The sequence below is a fragment of the Paenibacillus sp. KACC 21273 genome (assembly GCF_028736095.1).
Taxonomy (GTDB): domain Bacteria; phylum Bacillota; class Bacilli; order Paenibacillales; family Paenibacillaceae; genus Saccharibacillus; species Saccharibacillus kyungheensis.
The window spans coordinates 5,043,734-5,067,456 of sequence record NZ_CP117876.1 but is presented as its reverse complement, the minus strand read 5'-3'; the positions used below and the strand labels follow the sequence as shown (position 1 = coordinate 5,067,456).

Genomic DNA, 23,723 nt, shown 5'->3' with positions numbered 1-23,723 from the left:
TATTACTTAGGAACAGATACAGGAACATATTTAGCAACATCTACAGCAACCTGTTCTAGCTTCGCTTTACCCAGTAAATGATAAGGTGAAGAAATAGTTACATAACGATCATCTAGTTTGAATGTTAACATATCTACTTTATCCGGTTTGTACCATTTGGCTTTGACTTGATTAGAATTAGGAAGAATTACTGTAGTACCTTTGTAATCATAAGAATAATCACGTGGGGATACCGAAACAGTCATATATTTAAACAAAAAAGTTACTCCATCACCCACACCACTGACTTTTCGGAAAGCATCGCCTTTGATCATACGAGTAGGTACATAAGGAGTCTCAAATCCATCAAAACCGGCAAAAGCTTGAGTGATTTTTTTCAATTGAGCGGTAGAGTAATCCACATTAGTTACAGGATATTGCTTGTTAGTCGTCGTAGAGCTAGCAGTAGTTGTTTTGGCTTCAACGTTATCTGAATGAGTTGTAGCAGCGTGCGTGGTAGTTGCGCCTGTCAGAAGTACACCTGCGATAACCGAAGTTGCGATCCATTTGTGAATATTCATTATTGTACATCTCCTCTGGTGTGTTGTTGTCTTGCTTTTTATATTACACATCAAATGTATCTAACTTAAATACCAATTGTATCCAACTTGTAAATAATCACAGTTACTGAAGCAATCATTAAAAAACTGTTGCTAATTTATGACGAATCTTTGGTTGTTACTTTGAGGTAACGATGTTAACTTACATATAGTCGATAGATGGGCGCCTGAGAATCAATAGATCATCAGCAAAAGATTCCAAATAAATAAACAAGTATGGAAACTTTTCAGCTATGGTGTTCGTCTAATAGACAGGGAATAAAGGACAAGCTTGGCAGATAGCGTTTGGCACTATTTCGGGGGAACGAGGATGAATACAAATGAAAAAGAAGATTTGTTCAGCAGTATTAGTAACAGCATTGACGGTAAGCGGAGGTCTACATACACCATCCGTCAGCGCAGCAACACCAATTAAAATTACGATCGATGGAGTTCAGCTAACAACAGACCAGGCACCTGTAATGTCAGCTAACCGTACGATGGTTCCATTAAGAGGTGTTTTTGAAGCGCTAGACGCAAAAGTACTCTGGAAACAAAGCACCAAAACAGTAACAGCTACCAAAGATGGTACAACGATTGTGTTACCACTTGGTTCTAGAACAGCAACAATCAATGGCAAATCTGTTGTATTAGACGTACCTGCAAAGTCGATTAAAGGAAGAACAGTTGTCCCTTTACGCTTTGTCAGCGAAGCTTTAGGTGAAAAAGTAGGTTGGAACTCATCGACCAAGACAGTTAGCATTACAACCACTAGCTCCAAACCAACAACGCCTACCACACCAACGACTCCATCGACTTCGATCTCACCGGTACCTTATGTGAATACCAAAGTAGTCGGGCAACAAGGAAATGGTAATGATCTAGAAATAAGCTTTCCAGCTTCTGCAAGCACAAAAGGAATCAGTCAGTACCGTATTCTAGTAGTCAAAGCCAATAGTAATACATTTAATATCAATACCGCACAAAATGTACCGGCAGCGAATTATACAGCTATTCCGCAAGGCAGTAGCAATTATACAATCACATTAATGCCTCAAGCTCGTGATACAGACGGACAATTAATTCAGAAAAATGTAAATTACCGTGTCTATGTACTGGCAGTAGGGGCGACTGGATATAACAATGCTTTATCCGTAAGTTCACCGATTGTGTCTCTAGGTGTAGTCGCTACAGCTTCTGCTATAGCAACCGACGTCAAAGCAAGTGATGTCTCCGACAATGGCGATGGACGAGATTTCTCAGTGACATTTACCAAAGCAAGCGATGAAAGTAAATTAAGCAATTACCGTGTGTTCGTTGTAAAAACGACAAGTGCAGGTAGCTTTAGTTCAACAGAAGCAGCAAAAGTTAGCAATTCTAACTATACAACGATTAACAAAACAGGTTCCAATCCAACAACACGCTTAACGAATACCACGCGTGATACATCGGGTGAATTGATTACAACAGGAACAGCATATACGGTATTTGTAGTGTCAATCACAAGCAGTGGCGACAATATTGGTATATCTGCTGGTTCTAATTCATTAACATTAGGACGTACGGTTGAAGCTCCTTCGATCACTAAAGTAGAAGATGTGAGTAACTACGCAGATGGACGGGATATTCAAGTGACGTTTACCAAGTCTTCTGAAGAATCCAAAATTAGCGGATATCGTGTATTCGTAGTGCGTAGCAAAGCATCAGGTGACTTTGATATTGCAACAGCTAACGGATTAGCATCAAGCCGTTATATCGATGTATCCAAAACAGGTAGCGATCGCACAGTTACGCTATCGACATCACTTAAAGACAGTGGCGGAGAAGCGATTGCCAATGATGTGCCTTATCGTATCTATGTGATGGCGCTTGGTTCAGGTTCGTATGCGAATAGCTTATCTTCTGCTTCTTCTACACTTACACTTCAGACAGGTACGCAATCGACAGGAAATGTGAGTGGAATAGCTGTTAGTGATATTAGCGACTACGGCGATGGACGCGATCTCCAAGTGACATTTAACAAAGCAAGTGATGAAGGATTAGTAAATAACTATCGTGTTATGGTTGTCAAATCAATCAATGCGAGCAAGTTCAATCTTTCTACAGCTAACAGTGTATCCAGTTCGAACTATTTACAAATTAGCAAAAATGGTTCCAATCGTATGGTAACGTTCAGTGCAGGTTCCAAAGATGTAAATGGTGATCTGATCAAAAATGGTACTAATTATCAAGTATTTGTTTTAACGACAGGTACAGGAAATGCTTCGGGCAACAATTCATTATCAGGCGCTTCCTCTGTTATTACATTAGCTGCGAATGGTGCGACATCAGCTGTTAATACCGTAGCAACAACGAATAGCAATTCAACAAGTACAGCATCGGATATTACGTTTAGTTTTGTACCGGCTAACGATACCGGTATTTCTGAATATCGTGTCTATGTGGTACGTGCCGATCAAGCAGGTTCATTTAATGTCAATACAGCAAATAATGTAGCTGGTGCAAATTATACACGCATTGCCAAAACAGCAACCAAAGTAACGCAAGCTTTAACAACGAGCACCAAAGATTATAACGGTAATGCGATTGTCAAAGATGTAGCTTATCGTGTGTATGTATTAAGTGTAGCCGATGGTTCGGTTCGCTCGGTAAATACATTATCTGGAGCATCAAATGACTTTACGATCAAGACACCAACGGTAGCGCCGGTTACTAACCTGAATGCGACGGAAACCAATGGTGGAATCAAAGTAACTTTCTCCAAACCATCCGGTGAAACAGGTATTGCAAGCTATGCTGTGATGCTGGTACCGTCTGCAAGCTCAAGCAATTTCTCATTGGCAGATGCGAATCGTGTGAGTGAACGCAATTATGAGACAGTCACCAAAGGCGTATATAGCGAGTGGACATTTACAACAGCAGATGTTGATATTAATGGCGCTGCTATCCGCTCAGGCGTTGCTTATAAAGCATTTGTATTATCTATTGCTGATGGACGTGTAGCGACTGTTAATGCTCTCTCTGTAGCTTCGAGAGAAGCTCAAATCATCGCTCAGTAATGCTAAGCGTTATCTATAAGTTCTTTTCTCAAGCAAGCTCTTATCGGTCTTTAACGGTAGAGCTTGCTTTTTGATTGCTCCATATGTACTGGTGATTCGGGCAAGAACATTTAGATTATTGACTCATTATGTCTATTTTTGGTTATGATAAGGAAGGAAGTATTGATTTTTTTATGAATCATATCTACTTGCCTCCGGGCGGAAAAGAGGGACATTAATGCAATATGTAAAATTAGGTCGTACCGGTCTCGATGTATCGCGAATTTGTTTGGGATGTATGAGTTATGGAATACCTGATCGTGGAGCACATCCATGGACATTAGATGAGCAGAGCAGTCGTCCTTTTATCAAGCAAGCTTTGGAAGCAGGTATTAACTTTTTTGATACAGCGAATGTCTATTCAGATGGAACCAGTGAAGAGATTGTAGGAAAAGCGCTCAAAGAGTATGCGAATCGTGATGAGATCGTTATCGCTACCAAAGTACATGGCAAAATGCATCAAGGTGCAAATGGTGGTGGGCTTTCACGCAAAGCGATTATGGCAGAGATCGATCATAGCCTACAGCGTCTAGGAACTGATTATGTAGATTTATACCAGATTCATCGCTGGGACCCGCATACACCGATAGAAGAAACATTAGAAGCTCTTCATGATGTAGTGAAAGCAGGTAAAGCTAGATATATCGGTGCTTCTTCGATGGCATCTTGGCAATTTATGAAAGCTTTAGATATCAGTAAGCAAAATGGATGGACACGCTTTGTATCTATGCAGAACTATGTTAATTTACTTTATCGGGAAGAAGAACGTGAGATGCTTCCTCTTTGTAAAGAAGAAGGGATTGGCGTGATTCCATGGAGCCCATTAGCACGCGGTCGATTAACTCGTGACTGGGAAGAAGAAACGTCACGTTCTGAAAGTGATAGCTTTGGTCAAAGTCTATATGCAGCTAGCGCTGAAGCAGATCGTAAAGTGGTAGAACGGGTAGCAGAGATTGCCTCTGAGCGTAATATTCCACGCGCACAAGTTGCACTGGCATGGGTATTGCAAAAAGAACCGGTCACAGCACCAATCGTAGGAGCAACCAAGCTACATCATTTGCAAGATGCAGTTGCGGCTGTAGATCTTGTTCTAACTGAAAATGAAATCAAGCGTCTAGAAGAGCCATATATTCCGCATCCTGTAACAGGATTCTAAATACGATATAAGCAAAACTCCAATCCTTAATATGTATAGGATTGGAGTTTTTGTTATTGTACTATACGTTATCGTAATAGAATTATCCTACATTACAAGCAGTCACTGTTTTGTTTTTACCTGTGCGTTTGGCTTGATAAAGATAATGATCGACCTGTTCAAATAACTGCTCTTTGGTCTGTTCAGAGCCATAGCTTTGCAGACCGATACTGACTGTAACAGACTTGCCATTCATTTCAGGATGTTGTAATTCAGCAACGCCATTACGTATACTTTCTACCAGAGCATAAGCTTCTTCAAATGTCTGATCAAATAAAAGCAACGCGAACTCTTCCCCACCATAACGGGCAGCAATATCGCTAGAAGACATATGTTGTTGAATCACTTGAGACACTTTCCCAAGAATAGTATCTCCTGCTTGATGACCATACGTATCATTAATAGCTTTGAAATCATCAATATCCAATAAAGCCAGATGAAGCTCAGCACCCTTACTAGCATAATCAAAAGCAGTATCATAATAATCATGAAAAGAAATTTGATTATATAGATTCGTCAGACCATCTGTTTTGGACAGTTTACTCATGATAGCATTTTTGACAATCAGATCTTGCTTCGCTAACATCGTCACCTGTAAATCGGTTAAAATTTCTATACCGCAAGCAACGATAATATGAGCAATACAGGTACTTACAATAATAAAAGCAATCACGGCAATCACATCAAAGGAAGATAGATAATTGCGGAAGTGTGAATCTGTCAGATACAATGAAGTAAATGCGATAAGTTGTAAGACTGAAGGAAGCCATAATAAACGACGTTTGAAAAATACGACAGCTGAAAGAATCGGCAACAAACATAGTGCGGTAATAATACGAATATCATAATTTAGATAAATAATCGTCCATGTGATCAGTGTACTTGCACTAAATAACACGTAAAAAGATAAATGATTCCAACGGACATACATCCATTTTGTGATCAAAGTAACGATGCTCATCCAAAGAGTAGGTAGAATTAGAATATAAATATAGAAATGAGAAGCACTATCGTCATAATCCAAAAATACAAAAGAACCCCACTGAGCAAAAAAGTGGACACTAATGACAATCCAGTATACTCTGAAAAATTGATGTATCCATTTGGACTGCTTATTCATAACATCACCATACAGCCTCAAGATTTAAAATGCGTACTCTTACACATTCATGTAAAGACAAGTATAAATCATTATAGGATCATAAGAAAAGACAAGCTTTACCAAAACAAAAAATATACGTATAGCAGGAGGTAGAATACGATGATCGATCCAAGCTGGTACACACAATTAACATTAGAAGATGATGCTTATGATGTGACTGAAGAAGTAACATTTGAAGGAGACTATACATTTCAACTGATGGGGCAACAGGTTGTGATGCAAGTAGAATTTATTCAGGCGATTGACAATGAAGAAGAGATTGAACATCTGACGGCTCCTTCTATAGAACAACAACAGATCTGGGAGCATTATATCGAGCATAGCGAATATATTCAGCAGCATGTGCTACAGATCGTTTTTGAACATTATCAAAAGATTGAAGAGCGTTATCGTCAAGCATGGCAAATTGATCCGCAAGATCCTGCTACGATTCAAGAACGAGATCAATCAATTCCGTATATTACACAACCGGAGCAATTAAAAGCGTATATAACGTTACAAGGATTTCTGATCAAAGAAACTTCAGCGGAAGCGACGTACTATCTTAATTTTCACTGTACATGGGATACAGAACATGGATTAGGAGTCAAAGTAGTTGATCACCAACCTGTTCATGTGAGTACTTTTTATACAGCATACGATATCGATTAAACGGTAATTAACTAATAAAGTATACGCTTACATTTATTGTTTGAAAGCGATTCAGTTCTGTATGCTCTGGTATAAGTATAAAGTGAGCCTTATGACCTTAGCGATTGCTGACGAAAAATGTCACCACCTAAGATGAAAGATGCGGTTTAGCGAAATTACAAAAATTACCTGATAAAGACATTGTATTTATTCGTGTAATCGGTTATAATAAGAGTAACGAAAACGTGACTGGTACTCACATATTGTAGAGGGTTGTTATGTTAGAAGGCGAAGAGCCTTGTACAATATGTGATTATTCTATTTTATCGGATGTTAATCTTCTGAATAAAGAAGGTCATGTAAATTTAATTTCTTTGGAGGTACTACAATGCAAACAGGTACAGTAAAATGGTTTAACGCAGAAAAAGGATTTGGTTTTATCGAAGTTGAAGGCGGAAGCGACGTATTCGTTCACTTTTCTGCTATCACTGGCGACGGTTTCAAAACTTTGGACGAAGGTCAACGCGTAGAATTCAACGTTGTTGAAGGAAACCGTGGTCCACAAGCTGAGAACGTTGTAAAACTGTAATTCAGTTTATAAGACGCCCTTAACGTTAGTTAAGGGTGTTTTTTTATTCAAATATTTGTAACTTGTGCAAGAAACAAATAGATATTACTACTGGGAGGGGACTACACATGTACTATTCACGGAAAAATCCATCGCAAGAGATTCCAATGGCAATGACTGATATATGGGAATGTACAAATCCAGATTGCAAAGGATGGATGCGAGATAACTTTGCACTTGCAGATGTACCGGTTTGTTCACAATGCAAGTCGCCCATGACCCGCGCTCAAAAAGAATTGCCGGTGTTGGATAATACGAGCTATAGTAGACCCAACAAAAAGCGTTAATTCGGATGAAGAGTTTATCAACAATATTAAAAAGCATTAGTTTACTGATGGATGATTGTGATCCACAGATAGACTGATGCTTTTTTTAATTTGATATCATTTGAGATTAACTGAATATAACAGTCATTTACATAAATAATAGAAAATGATAACTATAATCCAAATATTTGGTGTATACCTCTTTGCATAAATGATATAACATAGTATACTAAATGATAATAGTAAATCTAAATTGAAGGTGATTGTATGGCAGATAGTTCAATATCGCTTAAACCGAGATACGAGCAAATGTATTTAACGTTACGTAATCGTTTTCATTCAGGCGAATATACAATAGGGGATAAGATTCCATCGGAGAAAGAATTGATGGAACAATTCGAAGTAAGCCGTATTACTTCGAAGAAAGCGTTAGATATGTTAGTGCAAGATGGATATATTGTACGGCAACCCGGTAGAGGTTCTTTTGTTATCTATAATGGGGATCAACTCGAAGTGATAGAAACAGAAGATGGAGACAAATATGATGCTCCAAGCAGACCACGTACCGATCGTAATCAGATTGTACTTGGGCTCATTATGGAAGATTTTAGCGATAGTTATGGTAAAGAAATGCTGGTCGAAATGGAAAGAACTGCGCAAAAAATGGGTGTGTATTTGATGTTACGGCTTTCTTTTTCACAGACCGATATCGAAGAAAATGCGATACGAATGTTGAGAGATTATGGAGTTGATGGATTGATTATTTATCCGACACGCGGGCAAATATTTAATTCGGAGATCTTAAAATTGGTAATAGATCGCTTTCCACATGTACTGGTCGATCGCTATGTCAAAGGGATTGATTCGACGTCGATTAGCACGGATAATGTAGCCGCAGCAAGCCTGGGTACACATTACTTGTTGGATCAAGGACATCGTCATATCGCGTTATTAACGTCCAAAGTAACCGATAATGTAGCGATTGAAGAACGAATCGAAGGATTCGTACAAGCTCATGCGGAACGTGGCGTGGTACTGGATCGCTCGTCGTGGTTAACCGATATGTACTGGAATAGTAACCAAGAAGAAGATGAGCAAGTGCTTGTTCAACATAATGTAGATATGATCCAGCAGATGATCGAAGCACATCCGCAGATCACAGCATTATTTGCGATGCAGTATGAACTAGCATTATTCGCCAAAGAAGCGATCGAACATATGGGACTGCATATCCCGCAGGACATTTCGATTATTTGTTTTGATAGTCCGCAGGCAAGTGCAGCATTATATCCATTTACACATATGCAACAAGATCAACAATCATTAGGCAGATTAGCGATAGAAAATGTACTTGCGCTGATCGAAGGTGCATCATTGCCTAGCAAAATTTCGTTACAAGCGAACTTGATTCATGGACATTCTGTTGCAGAAGCGTCTGTTCATTCATAAGTAATCTTATCCAAAGATGTATCTTGCTTATTAAGAAGATACATCTTTTTTGCATAGATATACATTGGGTATACTTAATATTTTTCTTTAATAACATAATATAATGTATTGACATGTTAATAAGGTGTGATTTATTATATAGCTATAAATGTAAGCGCTTAATAAGAGGGGGATTGCAATGAATGATATCGGAAATGGTGTGTTACCATTCTCTGTTCAACAATTGATAGCAGATGTACAAGCTCATCTTACAGAACGTCCCAAGCTCGCACGTATGTTCAATAACTGTATCAGTAATACACTAACGACTACGCTTAAGCCTTTAGAAGATGGAACCGTATTTGTGATCACTGGAGATATTCCTGCAATGTGGTTACGGGATTCAGCCGCGCAAGTTAGACCTTATCTTATCCTTGCTAATGAAGATGGAGAGTTAAGTGATCTAGTAGCCAATGTAGTCAGACGACAAGTACATTATATTCAGCTCGATCCTTACGCGAATGCTTTTAATGAAGCAGAGAATGGCAATGGACATCAAGACGATAAGACAGATATGAGTAAATGGATCTGGGAACGCAAATATGAGATCGATTCGCTATGTTATCCGATTCAGTTAGCTTATCTCTTATGGCGGACTACAGGAAGAACGGATCATTTGGATGAACATTTCCGCAAAGCCTGTCATATTATTATGACATTATGGCGTACTGAGCAGAAGCATAATGAACATTCACCGTATACGTTTGAACGAACCGATTGTCCGGTATCCGATACGCTCCCTTATGAAGGCAAAGGAACTCCGGTTGGCTTTACAGGGATGACATGGTCAGGATTTCGACCGAGTGATGATGCTTGTGAGTACGGATATTTGATTCCTTCGAATATGTTTGCTGTAGTGGTATTAGGTTATATGGAGCAGATCGCAAGCGAAGTGTATCAAGATAACGAATGGATCTCTCAAGCTTCTCTATTAAAAGCACAAATTCAAGCAGGTATTGAGGAATATGGTATTGTAGATCATCCTGAATTTGGACGGATATATGCTTATGAGACCGATGGATTAGGCAATTACAATCTGATGGATGATGCTAACGTACCCAGTCTACTTTCGCTTCCTTATCTAGGTTATTGCACACTTGATGATCCATTGTATCAAAACACTAGAAAGTTTATACTCAGTCATCACAATCCTTATTATTATAGCGGTACAGCAGCTCAAGGGATTGGTAGTCCTCACACTCCTCCTCAATATATATGGCATATTTCGTTAGCTATGCAAGCTTTGACATCCCAACATCAATCAGAAATTCTATCTTTGTTACACACTTTGGAAAATACCGATGCAGATACTGATTTTCTTCATGAAGGCTTTCATATGGATCGACCGGAAGAATATACACGTGAATGGTTTTCATGGGCTAATTCGTTATTCAGTGAACTGATTTTGACATACTGCGGTTATACAGTTCCCAGCGGTAAAATTCAATCGTCATAAGCTTATGCAGTAATAACTATTACGTCATACCGAGTAAATAACACCTTAGATGTCACATGATGTTGTACCCAGAATTAACGATAAGGGAGCGATAACGATGGCAAAAGGCAAACGTAAATGGATAGCAGGGTTATTGGTTAGTTTGACTGTATTAACAGCAGCATGTTCGAATAACAGCGCAGGAACGAGTGCGTCTGGTGGAGACTCTTCTAACAAAATCGTCAAAGTGGCTTATGGAAAATGGAATGAAACAGATAACTGGGGAAAATGGTTAACCAGTGTCAAAACAGAATTTGAGAAAGCGCATCCAGGTGTCACTGTTGAACTACAACCGATTCAAGGAGCACAATATGCGACCAAAATTCCATTATTGATGTCTGATCCAAGTACAGCTCCTGAAGTACTGGCTGAAGATTCTTTTATGATCAATGCAGATAGTGAAGCAGGTTATTTGGAACCGCTTAAAGTAGATAGCTGGTCAGATTGGAGTAATTTTAACGAAGCTATCAAAGCCGCGGCAAAAGGAAAAGATGACAAAACGTATGGCATCCCTTTCTCTACAGATGTACGTGGATTGTATTACAACAAAGAACTATTTAAAAAAGCAGGCTTACCGGTTCCATGGCAACCTAAAAACTGGCAGGATATTTTAACCGCTTCCCAGACGATTCATGAGAAATTACCAGATATTATTCCATTCTGGATGAACTCCGGTAAAGCAGGTCAAGAAGCGACGACGATGCAGACGTTTGAAATGTTATTATACGGCACAGAAAATCCGCTATATGAAAATGGCAAATGGATTACACAAAGTCCGGGAATCTTGAGCTCGCTTAACTTTATCAACAATATTTATTCTAATGGCTTCGGGCCACCATTATCTCAAGTGCTGACTGCACAAGCAGGTCAAGTGTTAGAAACAGACTTGATGCCCAATCAAAAAGTAGCGATTGCACTTAATGGTAACTGGTTGACAGGGACATGGGCATCTTCAGGTAGCAAACCATGGCCAGAAGCGTTAGAAGTCTATGATTTTGTCAAAATGCCAACAGAAAATGGACAAGCACCTGGATTCACTTCTATGTCTGGTGGCTGGACACTTGCTGTAGGTGCTAAGTCTGTAGAAAAAGAATTAGGTTGGGAATTTATTCAACTGGCTGTCAATGAAAAACACAATAAAGAATTTGCGATGTTAGATGGGGCATTAACACCTCGTCTTGACGTAGCCAAAGACAAAGAATATAGCGAACAACCGGGTACATTGTATGCCAAAGCGGCTGATTTTATCACTTACACTCATGTTCGTCCAAGTACAGCCGATTATCCTGTTGTCTCTACGGCTATTCAAGAAATGGTTGAAAAAGTAGTGACTAAAGGGGCGAGCCCTCAAGACGCAATGACCCAATATGCGCAAAGTGTACAGCGTAGTGTGGGTGCAGATAAAACAGAGACCAAGTAAAGGAAGAGCATCGTTCAATCTATGATTGGCAGATAAGGTTGAGTAGAGGCGGGATCTAGCGTCGATCAGCCTTATCTGCTCGTCAGGATTGTCCGGTAAAGGAGGGTTCCAGATGGAAGTGTCACATCCGCGTGTGTCCAAACCCAAACGCCATAGAAGTGGTGAGCAATGGCGCGCAGCTTTATTTTTATCCCCTAGCTGGTTGCTATTGTTACTGTTCTTTTTTGTTCCAACGATTTTGACATTTTATTTTGCTTTTACCAATATGGCACTTACTGGTGCAACAGCAGCCAAAACAGAATTTATCGGGTTTGAGAACTTTAAATACATGTTTCAGGATGCTAACTTTCGTACGTCCGTATGGAATACATTAATTTTCTTGATCTTTTCAGCAGTGATCGGGCAACAAGTGATGGGCTTTATTATCGCTGTAATGATGAACGGTCGCAAACAATGGTTCCGCAGTGTCATTGGCTCGATCGTGATTGCAGGTTGGGTAGCTCCAGAAGTGGTATGTGCGTTTGTATGGTTTGCCTTTTTAAACGATACAGGAACCGTCAATACTGTTATTGAATCGCTTGGCATGAAGCCGATAGCCTGGTTGTATACTTTTCCGATGGTGTCTGTCATTATCGCTAATATCTGGCATGGTACAGCCTTTTCGATGATGGTATTTCAAGCGGCATTAGGAGATGTACCAAAAGAAGTTGAAGAATCAGCGATGATTGATGGTGCTTCAGCATGGCAACGGATGATTCGAATTACGTTACCGATGATTATGGGCTCAGTCACTACGAATATGGTATTGGTGACATTGCAGACGCTTGGTTCATTTACATTAATCTATGCGTTAACGGGTGGTGGACCTGGGATGGCGACCGAGACATTGCCTATCTATATGTATCATCAAGCTTTTGTAAATTATCAATTAGGTTATGGTACAGCGATCTCACTAATGTTGTTAGTGATCGGTATTGTCGCCAGTCTGTTGTATATGCGCATGTTGAAAGTGAAGTTATAAAGGAGGAGAGACCATGAGCAGTCTAAATCTCGGTAAACGGCGTCGGATGAATCGCTTTGTCGTTGCACGTACGTTGCCTTATATTATTCTCTCTCTAATCGGTATGTTATTTTTATTACCTTTATTATGGTTGTTATTTGCATCACTCGATCAAAATGCGACACTAGCTCTCAAGCTTCCAAGTGCATTTACACTGGATAATTACGTCTCTACTGTTACCAATACCGATAACCAGAAATCGTTTGGGAATGGATTGATATTGGCTGTCGGTCAGGCACTGCTTGTAGTAGTCGTAGCAGGGCTTGCTTCTTATCCATTGTCTCGCTATCAACTCAAGTATAAACGTTCCTTTATGTATATCATTTTATTTGCTACAGGCTTGCCAATTACAGCCGTTATGGTGCCTGTTTACCAATTTTTTATCTATTTCCGTATGCAGGATTCGCTCTTTTTTACCGTACTGTTTTTGACCGCATCGGCACTTCCTTATTCGATCTGGATGATGAAGAACTTTATGGATTCGGTTCCGCTTGAACTGGAAGAAGCGGCATGGGTAGATGGTGCTTCGATCTGGACGACATTGCGATTGGTTATTGTACCGTTAATGTTACCGGGTATTTTTACTGTAGGCATCTTTGCTTTTGCAGGCAGTTGGGGTAACTTTTTGGTACCATTTATTTTGTTACAAAGTCCGGATAAATTACCTGCCGCAGTAACGATTTATCAATATTTTGGGCAAAATGGTCTGGTGCAATACGGTACACTTGCTTCGTTTTCAATTATTTATACGATTCCAGCAGTGGCACTATATATTATCGGACAGCGTTATATGTCGCAAGGATTTAGCTTTGGCGGTGCGAATAAAGGTTGATCTCCAATATGCTCTAATGTATTCAAATCATGTGTTAAAAAGAGTGATGATAGCTTGTAGATCATTGCTCTTTTTTTTGATTTGTTGCTCTATATCGAAAATTGTTGTCAGTTTACATAAAATTTACTGAAATCACTTGGTACAATAGAAGGAGTATTGTATGATATAGGTTGTGAAATCATCCTAATACTTATGAATGGACAAGGTGAATAAATATAATGAAACCAATAGATTTGCAATATAAGATGCCTGCGGAATGGGAACAACATGAACGTACATTATTATCTTGGCCGATTATGGATTCGATGGTCTATCCTGATGATTATGCTACTGTATGTGATGGATATGAAGAATTAGTGAGTGCGATTGCTGAATTTGAGCCAGTTACACTGGTTGTGAATCCAGATGATGTAGACAATGTAAGCAAACGTTTTGTCGGTCAAGCGGTAGACTTTTTGCCACTTGCACATAATGATGCTTGGTTACGTGACAATGGCCCGACGATCGTTGTTAATGACAAAGGTGAACGTGCAGGAATCAACTGGCACTTCAATGCTTGGGGTGGTAAATACGAGCCGTGGGATCTGGATGATGCAGTAGCTCCAGCGATTCTCAAACACTTGAATATTCGTCAATTCGATGCACCACTTGTACTTGAAGGCGGTTCGATTCATGTAGATGGTGAAGGCACTATGCTGACAACTGAAGAATGTCTGCTTAATACGAACCGTAACCCTGATCTCACTCGCGCAGAGATTGAACAGCATGTCAAAGATTTTACTAATGTAGAACAAATTATCTGGCTCAATCGTGGTCTTGCTGGCGATGAAACAGATGGGCATGTTGATAATGTCGCTTGTTTTGCAGCTCCTGGTAAAGTGATTATTCAAGTGTGTCATGATCCTGCCGATGATAATTATGAGATCACGCAAGAAAACCTACGTATCTTAAACGATGCTGTCGATGCCAAAGGACGCAAATTAGAAATTATCGAGATTCAGCAACCGCCTATGGTGATGCATGGTGAGCAACGTTTGACACTGAGCTATTTGAATTTCTACTTCGTCAATGGTGGTATTATTTTACCGGTATTCGGCGGTACAGCAGAAGAAGCGGATCAACATGCGATGAATGTATTGCAAGACACTTTCCCTGATCGTAAAATTCGTGCCATCAATGGTATGGCTGTGATTCGCGAAGGTGGTAACGTCCACTGCACAACCCAACAAATTCCTGCTCAAGCTTAATATAGACCTACATGACCTTACTATAGAAAGGATGATAACAACATCATGAGAAATGTAAAAGTAGCGGCTACTCAAATGAGCTGTACGTGGGATATCGACGACAACATCCGCAAAGCAGACAAATTGGTTCGTGAAGCGGCGGCGCAAGGAGCGCAAATTATTTTACTACAAGAATTATTCGAGACTCCATATTTCTGTCAGAAAGAAAAAGCAGAATATTATCAATATGCAACTGAATTGGAGCAAAACAAAGCGATCAATCATTTCCGTCTAGTGGCGAAAGAATTAGATGTGGTGTTGCCAATCAGCTTTTATGAAAAGAAAAATTATGCGCGTTATAATTCACTTGCTGTGATCGATGCAGACGGTGAGATTCTTGGTAAATACCGCAAAAGTCATATACCAGACGGCCCGGGGTATGAAGAGAAATTTTACTTTAATCCAGGAGATACAGGGTTCAAAGTATGGGATACCAAATATGCCAAAATCGGCGTCGGAATCTGCTGGGACCAATGGTACCCTGAAGCGGCACGCTGTATGGCACTGATGGGTGCAGAATTGTTATTTTACCCGACAGCTATCGGTTCTGAGCCACAAGATACATCGATCGATTCCAAAGATCACTGGCAAGCATGTATGCTCGGTCATGCAGGCGCAAACTTGATTCCTGTGATCGCTTCAAACCGAATTGGCAAAGAAGAAGACGAAGATTCTTCGATCAACTTCTATGGTTCTTCATTTATTGCAGGCGCTCAAGGTAACAAAATTCAAGAAGCTGATCGGAACAGTGAAGGGGTATTAGTCACTGAATTTGATCTGGATCAATTGGAAACGCAACGTCTAGAATGGGGCATTTTCCGTGATCGTCGTCCTGAATTGTACGGTATCATCGGTACGTATGATGGTGAGAAAAAAGTTTGATTCACCTATAGATCTATTGATATACAGCATAATCCAAAAGCAACTCAAGCTTTTAACTCAAAAAACACTTTGTTATCTTTCGAGATAATAAGGTGTTTTTTTTAGGTTCTATCTTTGCCGAGGTTGTATACGTTTTTGGAGAGATAGCATACATATCGTTATTCTGTTCAGTCTATGTGCTAAGTCATGTGATAAGTATGAATTGTTCTTAATGGTTCAATAACGGTTAATACTACATTAAAGCATTAACAGACTGCTAAGGAGGATGACAGATGACTACTAAACGCCACATTACACTCAAAGACGGAACAGTTTTACCTGCAATTGGACAAGGAACATGGAATATGGGCGACGATTCTTCTCGTAGACAAGAGGAGATCGATGCGTTGAAATATGGAGTAGAATTAGGCATGACGGTGATCGATACCGCAGAAATGTATGGAGAAGGACGTTCAGAATTGCTTGTAGGTGAAGCGATTCAAGGGATGAGAGATCAAGTGTTTCTGGTCTCCAAAGTCTATCCTCATAATGCAGGTGGAGATTCCTTGATCCGTAGCTGTGAAAATAGTCTGAATCGATTGGGAACCGACGTGTTAGACTTGTATTTACTTCATTGGCGCGGACGTATTCCTTTGGAAGAAACGATTAAAGGGATGGAAAAACTGGTGCAAGAAGGTAAGATTCGTCGCTGGGGTGTATCGAATTTGGACACAAAAGATATGCAAGAAATGATGAAATTACCTAATAGCGAACATTGTGCAACCAATCAAGTATTGTATCATCTGGGATCACGCGGTATAGAAGTGGATTTGTTACCGTGGCAAAAAGAACAAGGGATGCCGATTATGGCGTACTCTCCACTAGCACAAGCAGGATCGTTACGAAGCGAACTCACTACAGATGCGACCGTACAACAGATTGCCGAGCAACATGGCGTGCATCCTTTCCAAGTGTTGCTGGCATGGTGTATTCGTGATGGCAATGTACTGGCGATTCCCAAAGCATCCAGCCGTAGTCATGTAGAAAGTAACGCTCAAGCTGCAGAACTGGTATTAAGTGAAGCAGAAATCGCTCAATTGGATCAAGCGTTTCCTGCTCCAGATCACAAGGTATCGTTGGATATTATTTGATATGTACCACTATCGGTTCACCAGTAGCTGGAAGATGGAGACGCCAAGAGAGCAATTGTGGGAACTTGTGGATCATTTTGAAGATATCGATTTCTGGCAAGGGGTAAGCTTTTCGAAAGTAAAGCAAACTGGGGATACGAATGGAGTTGGCGATGAGTACGAGTGTACATTTCGCACCAAAATGTTATTCAAACTCAAAATTCTGCTAAAAGTAGCTGATAAAAGCAAACCCAATCAGTTTAAATTAATGGTAGAAGGCCCGCTAGCTGGGGAAGGAACTTGTTTTTTAGAAGAATTAGATGATGCACAGGCGACACTGATTCGTTGTGTCTGGGAAGTCCGTCTAGATCACTCTATGTTGCGAATGAGCAATCCAGTTATGCGCCCTGTCTATGTATGGAGTCATAATAAAGTGATGGATGAAGGGGTAGCAGGAGTAGGTCGACATTTGCAAGCCCGCGTATCTGAAGCTTCTCATATTACCAAAATATATCGTTAATACATCGCTGATGATCAGGCAACAATTTTTACACAGGGGGCATCATTATGGGGAAATATGAGTTCACCGAAAGCTGGTTACTGGAAGCAAGCACGCATGAAGTATGGGATTTGATTAAAGATTTTGAAAAATTGCATTGCTGGCAAGGTGTGTCATTTCAACGGTTGCAAGAAGGTGCCAGTAAAAATGGAATTGGCGATAAATATAGAATGAATATGAGAACCAAGCTCTGGTATACGATTTCTCTTGATTTTGTAGTTACTGAAAAGCAAGAACAGACGCTGATTTGTCTGGAAGCTTATGGTGATCTTAGCGGTCAAGGGATATTCCGATTGCAAGAAAGTGGAGCGTATACTCGCTTGGATTACGATTGGCAAGTACACACCAACAAACCATGGATGCAGCGCTGGGAACCGTTGTTGCGTCCTCTTTTTATCTGGAATCATAATCGTGTTATGGGGGAAGCGGTGCGAGGTATATCTAATCAATTGGGCGCGCGTCTGGTATAATCAATATATACTAATCAGATGCAGGAAGTGAATATATGTACAAAAAAGCAGTGCTACGACTACTATTAATCATACTAGTTATGGTGATTGCAGGATGTAATCACCAAGCGAGCGATGAAGAAAATTCGTACCGAATCGATGATGTAAATGTTCGAGCTTTTGTTTTACCGAATGGGAACTTGGATGTGCACGAGTTTTATACGTATACCTTTTTAGATGCTGTTCATGGAACTACTCGTTCTATAGGTCAACAAGGTCATAGGGGTATTTCTAATTTTCAAGCCTATGCTATTCCTAAAGGAGACAGTATACAGTCTATTATTGAACATCCTGAACGTTTAGAGTTGTTACCGGTTCAGCAGTATAGTAACAGTAAGCTAGATACCTACCAAATTTTCAAGTCTTCTGTACATGAGACTCAATCTTTTTATTATCATTATGAAATTCAACAGGTTGTACATAAATATACAGATATTAGTGATCTTTACTGGTCTTTTTTTGATCAACAGAATAGTAGCACACTTCACAATGTCCAAATTAGTATTACATTACCGCAAAAAGGCTCTATACAAGATATACATGCTTATCTCAAAGACAAATATGGTGGAACGCTTTTCTTTGATCAAAATCGAACAGTTTATTATGAAAATAAAGAACTCCCTGCACATCGATTATCAGAAATACGTATATTATTTCCAGCGCAAATGATGTCTAATATGCAGGCACAACCGATTTTAGCCAAAGATTCACTAATTAGTGAAGAAGACACATTGGCTATAAAATATGCATCAAGAACTGCAAACTTAGAACAGTTACGATCCATTTTAAATCTTGTTATGATTGGGTTCATTCTTCTTATTATCGGTGGGTTAATCTGGCGAATCTATCATCATCGTCGTGCTAAAAATGCTCGTTTCGCTGTCGGAGAGTTAGAACATACAGATCCTTTATTATTAGCTTATTTGTGGCATCCAGGTCAGATTATACCTGAAGATATTATAGCTTCGTTATTCTCTTTGTATCGTCGGAATGTGATTACTATAGAGACTGTTCCGATTCGACTTAATTATCTTCATGATAGTACAGCACCGGATTATACATTACGCTTCTCAATTAAAGATGTGATTTCTATCCCTCTGCAAAAAGATGAACGTTATTTGTTAGAATGGCTTTTCACTGACTCTCAACGCAGTTTTACATTAGATACTGTAGCAGGACCGACTTCGCAAGAAAAGCATGATCCAGAGCGGATGGAATATTATCGTGTTCAATATAAAAAATTTTATAAACATTATCGAAAATGGAGCAAACAAGTCAAAAAACGGCTAGATTGGAATAGCTACTATCATGCGCCTATGCTGTTGTCTCCTATATGTATTATGCTAACGCTACTACATGCAGGGATGCTGGCTTATTTATACGTGATAGATATTTTGCCGTCGTTCACAACTACTATAGGATTAACTAGTCTAATCATCATGACAGGAATTACGATCGTATATTATCGTTCCAAATTCGTATTTACGTTATATATGATCGTATATGTATTGATACTGACACTTGGTGTGACTATATCCGAGGTATACAATCTATTACTATGTTGTAGTATTTTATTATTAATAGGACGTTATGTATTACCTAATAAAGTATGGACAGCTCAAGGATTGCCTTACCGTTATGGAATTAAGTCATTTCGCGAGCAATTACGTACAGGTGGTTATACACATGAGAATAATCCAGAACAGTTAGATCTATTACTCCAATACAGTATTATTTTGAAAGAGGGTACATCTTTTTTAGCTACACATCCTCAGCTCACTAGTTATCAACATATGAGTCAGACTGTTCCATTATTGTCTTGGGCAGAAATAAATACTTATACCATTCAATACACGTATCAGACGATGAAGCGATCCACATATTCTCCATCGGATTCTTCAACAATCTATACTCCTAATTATCGTAACGATTCAGATCAAAACCATTCCGATTCTTCTTCTAATCATTCTTCAGGTGGCGGCGGAGGAGCAGGTACTTTTTGAGAAATAACGATTTGCTTTCATATATATTTAACATTATGTTTACTTCATTAAAGATCGGGTAAGTTGTAGATAAGCAATACACACAGGAATCAAATGAAATGAACGTATATATTGAATAGGATGAAGGAGGAAATGAAAATGACTGGAAGAAAAGCGTTATGGAGTGCTATTGGAATGGGTGCAGCGTACCTTATGCGTAACAAAAGTGCACGTGATAAAGTGATTTCTCAAGTTCGTCGTGTAGCAACGTCGATGCGTGATAAGAAAAATGGTAATTCATCCAACACAACGAACAATAACTATTAATAGATTAGATCATAAAAAGACAGATCAAACGTCTACAACGTATGCTTTATACGAGGTGGGCGTTTTTTTATTGACAAATACCAAGTTATCAGATAGGATTTAAAAATAAACCGACTGACGAGTCAATCAAGGGGTTGATCGTATCGATCATACAACGTTAAGTTCTCGTGAACAGGATGCGATAGAGAAGCGTGAAAAGTTAATGCAGATTGCCCTCAAGCAATTTGTTGATGCTGGTTATCATGCAACTAAAGTGTCTGATATTGTTGCAGAAGCAGGGGTAGCGCAAGGAACGTTTTACTGGTATTTCAAAAGCAAAGAAAGTATAGCACTTCAAATTATAGAGCAAGGTAGACAGCAGTTACTGGAAGTGATTGGTGTAGGTTACCGTACCCATTCAGGTACTGATGATGATATGGTACAAGCTTCGGAGAAGTTGTTATATCGATTATTTCAATTTGCCGAGCAACACACTCATTTGATGCGCATGTTGCTTGATGGCACAGGATTTAGCGAAGCAGTACGGGAACAGATTATGCTTACCCGTTCACAGATGGAGCAAGGATTTGTGCAAAATATTCAGCGGGCAATAGAGTTAGAAATGTTACCTGTACATACGGAAGCATCTGTACGGGCAGCTTTTCTAATGAGTCTGATCGAAGGGGTAATTGTACGCTGGTTGTTCAGTTCAGGTACAAGTGCATCTTCTTCAGGGCTGGTGAATCATACCGCTGAACAATTGGCAAAAGAAACAGCACGTTTTGAATTTTATGGTCTGCTGGGCAGAACCGATTAAAGGAGAATGCAATAATGAAATCATTACGTCGTACGTCTACACCGATCGTTTTGGCAATGTTACTTATGGTGGTAGTGGTATTGAGTGCTTGCGGTAATGCTGCTCCACGTTCTACAGCTACTGATCCAGCGAGCAATACCAGTGCAGAGACTACAGCTACCGCTACTTCAGGTAATACACTGGAAGCGATCAAATCTGCTGGTGTACTGAAAGTCGGATTAATGGGCACATATGCACCTTATAATTTTTTGAATGCAAATAAAGAAGTAGACGGATTCGATGCAGATATCGCCAAAGAAGTAGCCAAGCGTCTAGGTGTCAAAGCTGAATTTACAACACAAGCTTTTTCAGGATTGATTCCAAGTCTACAAGCAGGCAAGTTCGATGCGATTATCAGTCAGGTCACAATTACAGACGAACGTAAACAACAATTGGATTTCTCTGATCCGTATATTACCAATCAGGTCAAAATTATAGTGAATGCTAACAATACAGATATTACAAAGCTAGCTGATTTTAAAGATAAAAATATCGGTGTAGGTCTGGGAACAAATGATGAGACCTACCTACGTACAGAAGTATTGCCACAAGTCGGTAACTTTAATATCAAAACGTATAACGATGTAATTACTTCTCTACAAGATTTGAATGTAGGTCGTATTGATGCCACGATCAACAATATTTATGCTCTCAAACCTATCGTTGAAGAAAATGGATTCAAAATCAAAGCTGTCGGTGATGCAATCAAGTCCGACCAAGCTGGTATTGCGATTCGTAAAGATAATCCTGACCTTTTAAAAGCACTGAACAAAGCGTTAACAGATATGAAAGCAGACGGTACGTACGAGACTATTTTTGTAAAATGGTTCGGTGAAAAGCCTGCTGCTGAATAATAACAATTATCAAAGCTTGATCAGGACTGCGTTCACTACGGTGCGCAGTCTTCTGTTTTACCATGATCAAGAGAGGAGACTATAGATATGCAATTAGTATGGGATAACCTCCCTTTTCTTTTAAAAGGTGCAGGTTATACATTGTTGATTACGATCATATCCATGTTTTTCGGATTGATTATCGGGGTGATCGTAGCGATTGCGCGTATGCAAGGCAACCGTCCGATTCGCTGGATTGCCCGGTTCTATGTATCTATTATTCGGGGGACGCCAGTGCTTGTACAGCTAGTGATCGTGTATTACGGGCTGACTGATTATGGAATTACACTGGATGCGATTCCTGCCGCTTGTATTGCTTTGAGTATCAATATTGGTGCGTATTTATCAGAGACTTTTCGCGGAGCGATTCTTTCGATTCCAAAAGGGCAGACCGAAGCGGCTTATGCAACAGGGATGACATCAGCACAGACGATGTGGCGTATTATTTTACCACAAGCGGCACGTACAGCGATTCCACCGATGGGAAATACATTTATCGGTATGCTTAAAGAAACGTCATTGGTATCGGTTATTACGGTCACCGATCTATTACGATCTGCTGATTTGTTGATTGCTCAATATTATGTATATATGCCTTTTTATATTGGAATTGCGATCATGTACTGGATTATGAGTACAATATTCTCAACGATTTTGGAACGTATTGAACGACGATTGGCTAAAGCATACTAAAACGAATGTGAGGGAAGTATTATGATCCAAACTCGTGGATTGTCCAAAACATTTGGTACACATCAAGTATTACATGAGATAGATCTGGATGTGCAAGCAGGCGAAATTGTTGTACTGCTAGGCCCCAGCGGCTCAGGAAAAAGTACATTACTGCGCTGTCTAAACGGATTAGAAGATTTAAGCGCAGGTTCGATAGAAGTAAATAGTATTCAAGTAACTAGCACGATGAAGCTGAAAGAACGTCAGCACAAAATGCTCCAAATTCGTAGACAAACAGGTATGGTATTTCAACAATTTAATTTGTATCCTCACAAAACAGCACTCGGAAATGTAACCGAATCTCTCCGAATGGTCAAAAAGCTAGAAGCGACTCATGCTCGGCATGTCGGCGAACGGGTATTGGATCGAGTAGGCTTATTGGAAAAGAAAGATCAATATCCTTCTCGGTTGTCAGGAGGACAACAACAACGTGTTGGTATCGCTCGTGCATTAGCAATGGAGCCAGACATTATTTTATTCGATGAACCAACATCGGCACTTGATCCAGAATTGGTAGGAGAAGTGTTGGATGTTATGAAATCTTTAGCACAAGAAGGCATGACGATGATTGTCGTTACCCATGAGATGAAATTTGCCCGTCAGGTAGCGAATAAAGTGATTTTTATGGATGAGGGACGCATTATCGAGCAGTCTGATCCTGAATCTTTTTTTGAACGACCTGTAACGGAAAGAGCGCAACGTTTTCTTAGTAAAGTGATGGATTATTAATTTCAAATAAATGAACGAAAGCAGGTAG

General features: G+C 39.7%; 23 protein-coding genes. 21 read left to right on the top strand and 2 right to left on the bottom strand.

All coding sequences use genetic code 11. The features are described 5' to 3' along the window. Positions 1-2 precede the first annotated feature (2 nt). Positions 3-560 (bottom strand): hypothetical protein, encoded by a 558-nt coding sequence (locus tag PQ460_RS22235; RefSeq protein WP_274171209.1) that lies wholly within the window; start codon positions 558-560, stop codon positions 3-5. Between the two features lie 359 nt (positions 561-919). Between PQ460_RS22235 and PQ460_RS22230 the strand changes: the two genes are divergently transcribed. Both PQ460_RS22230 and PQ460_RS22225 read left to right on the top strand, forming a co-directional pair. Next, positions 920-3,637 carry a copper amine oxidase N-terminal domain-containing protein gene (locus PQ460_RS22230; RefSeq protein ID WP_274171208.1) on the top strand — a complete coding sequence of 906 codons (2,718 nt, stop codon included), beginning with the start codon at positions 920-922 and terminating at the stop codon, positions 3,635-3,637. A gap of 217 nt (positions 3,638-3,854) precedes the next feature. Further along, positions 3,855-4,832, top strand: coding sequence for an aldo/keto reductase (locus PQ460_RS22225; protein WP_273614535.1), 978 nt, complete (start codon positions 3,855-3,857; stop codon positions 4,830-4,832). 82 nt (positions 4,833-4,914) lie between these two features. Here the strand turns inward: PQ460_RS22225 and PQ460_RS22220 are convergent, their stop codons facing one another. Beyond that, positions 4,915-5,991 carry a GGDEF domain-containing protein gene (locus tag PQ460_RS22220; RefSeq protein WP_273614536.1) on the bottom strand — a complete coding sequence of 359 codons (1,077 nt, stop codon included), beginning with the start codon at positions 5,989-5,991 and terminating at the stop codon, positions 4,915-4,917. A gap of 141 nt (positions 5,992-6,132) precedes the next feature. Between PQ460_RS22220 and PQ460_RS22215 the strand changes: the two genes are divergently transcribed. From PQ460_RS22215 to PQ460_RS22125, 19 genes are all read left to right on the top strand, one after another. Next, positions 6,133-6,684, top strand: coding sequence for a DUF6985 domain-containing protein (locus tag PQ460_RS22215; protein ID WP_274171207.1), 552 nt, complete (start codon positions 6,133-6,135; stop codon positions 6,682-6,684). Between the two features lie 367 nt (positions 6,685-7,051). Then, positions 7,052-7,252, top strand: a complete 201-nt coding sequence (locus PQ460_RS22210; RefSeq protein ID WP_069329657.1) for a cold-shock protein — start codon at positions 7,052-7,054, stop codon at positions 7,250-7,252. Positions 7,253-7,359: 107 nt separating this feature from the next. Continuing rightward, complete coding sequence (locus tag PQ460_RS22205; RefSeq protein ID WP_204826365.1) at positions 7,360-7,578, top strand: cold-shock protein; 219 nt, start codon at positions 7,360-7,362, stop codon at positions 7,576-7,578. Positions 7,579-7,824: 246 nt separating this feature from the next. Next, complete coding sequence (locus PQ460_RS22200) at positions 7,825-9,006, top strand: GntR family transcriptional regulator (protein ID WP_274171206.1); 1,182 nt, start codon at positions 7,825-7,827, stop codon at positions 9,004-9,006. A gap of 178 nt (positions 9,007-9,184) precedes the next feature. Then, a complete protein-coding gene (locus tag PQ460_RS22195) occupies positions 9,185-10,501 on the top strand; it encodes a glycoside hydrolase family 125 protein (protein WP_274171205.1) in 1,317 nt (438 codons plus the stop codon). Positions 10,502-10,598: 97 nt separating this feature from the next. Next, a complete protein-coding gene (locus PQ460_RS22190) occupies positions 10,599-11,960 on the top strand; it encodes an extracellular solute-binding protein (RefSeq protein WP_274171204.1) in 1,362 nt (453 codons plus the stop codon). 112 nt (positions 11,961-12,072) lie between these two features. After that, positions 12,073-12,981, top strand: coding sequence for a carbohydrate ABC transporter permease (locus PQ460_RS22185; protein ID WP_274171203.1), 909 nt, complete (start codon positions 12,073-12,075; stop codon positions 12,979-12,981). Positions 12,982-12,994: 13 nt separating this feature from the next. Next, positions 12,995-13,852 carry a carbohydrate ABC transporter permease gene (locus tag PQ460_RS22180; protein WP_373462021.1) on the top strand — a complete coding sequence of 286 codons (858 nt, stop codon included), beginning with the start codon at positions 12,995-12,997 and terminating at the stop codon, positions 13,850-13,852. Positions 13,853-14,070: 218 nt separating this feature from the next. Then, positions 14,071-15,099, top strand: a complete 1,029-nt coding sequence (locus PQ460_RS22175) for an agmatine deiminase family protein (RefSeq protein ID WP_274171202.1) — start codon at positions 14,071-14,073, stop codon at positions 15,097-15,099. 45 nt (positions 15,100-15,144) lie between these two features. After that, positions 15,145-16,020, top strand: a complete 876-nt coding sequence (gene aguB, locus PQ460_RS22170) for an N-carbamoylputrescine amidase (protein WP_274171201.1) — start codon at positions 15,145-15,147, stop codon at positions 16,018-16,020. 272 nt (positions 16,021-16,292) lie between these two features. Further along, entirely contained in the window at positions 16,293-17,150 is an 858-nt protein-coding gene (locus tag PQ460_RS22165; protein WP_274171200.1) for an aldo/keto reductase, read from the top strand. 34 nt (positions 17,151-17,184) lie between these two features. Continuing rightward, entirely contained in the window at positions 17,185-17,649 is a 465-nt protein-coding gene (locus PQ460_RS22160; protein WP_274171199.1) for an SRPBCC family protein, read from the top strand. A 47-nt stretch (positions 17,650-17,696) separates the two neighbouring features. Further along, entirely contained in the window at positions 17,697-18,158 is a 462-nt protein-coding gene (locus PQ460_RS22155) for an SRPBCC family protein (protein WP_273614545.1), read from the top strand. Positions 18,159-18,193: 35 nt separating this feature from the next. After that, positions 18,194-20,200, top strand: a complete 2,007-nt coding sequence (locus tag PQ460_RS22150) for a DUF2207 domain-containing protein (RefSeq protein ID WP_274171198.1) — start codon at positions 18,194-18,196, stop codon at positions 20,198-20,200. Positions 20,201-20,338: 138 nt separating this feature from the next. Continuing rightward, entirely contained in the window at positions 20,339-20,506 is a 168-nt protein-coding gene (locus PQ460_RS22145; protein WP_273614547.1) for a hypothetical protein, read from the top strand. 202 nt (positions 20,507-20,708) lie between these two features. Then, a complete protein-coding gene (locus tag PQ460_RS22140; protein ID WP_274171197.1) occupies positions 20,709-21,302 on the top strand; it encodes a TetR/AcrR family transcriptional regulator in 594 nt (197 codons plus the stop codon). Between the two features lie 14 nt (positions 21,303-21,316). Continuing rightward, complete coding sequence (locus PQ460_RS22135; RefSeq protein WP_274171196.1) at positions 21,317-22,195, top strand: substrate-binding periplasmic protein; 879 nt, start codon at positions 21,317-21,319, stop codon at positions 22,193-22,195. A gap of 87 nt (positions 22,196-22,282) precedes the next feature. After that, on the top strand, positions 22,283-22,927 hold the full coding sequence (locus tag PQ460_RS22130) for an amino acid ABC transporter permease (protein WP_273614550.1): 645 nt from the start codon (positions 22,283-22,285) through the stop codon (positions 22,925-22,927). 21 nt (positions 22,928-22,948) lie between these two features. After that, positions 22,949-23,695, top strand: coding sequence for an amino acid ABC transporter ATP-binding protein (locus PQ460_RS22125; RefSeq protein ID WP_273614551.1), 747 nt, complete (start codon positions 22,949-22,951; stop codon positions 23,693-23,695). Positions 23,696-23,723: the final 28 nt, after the last annotated feature.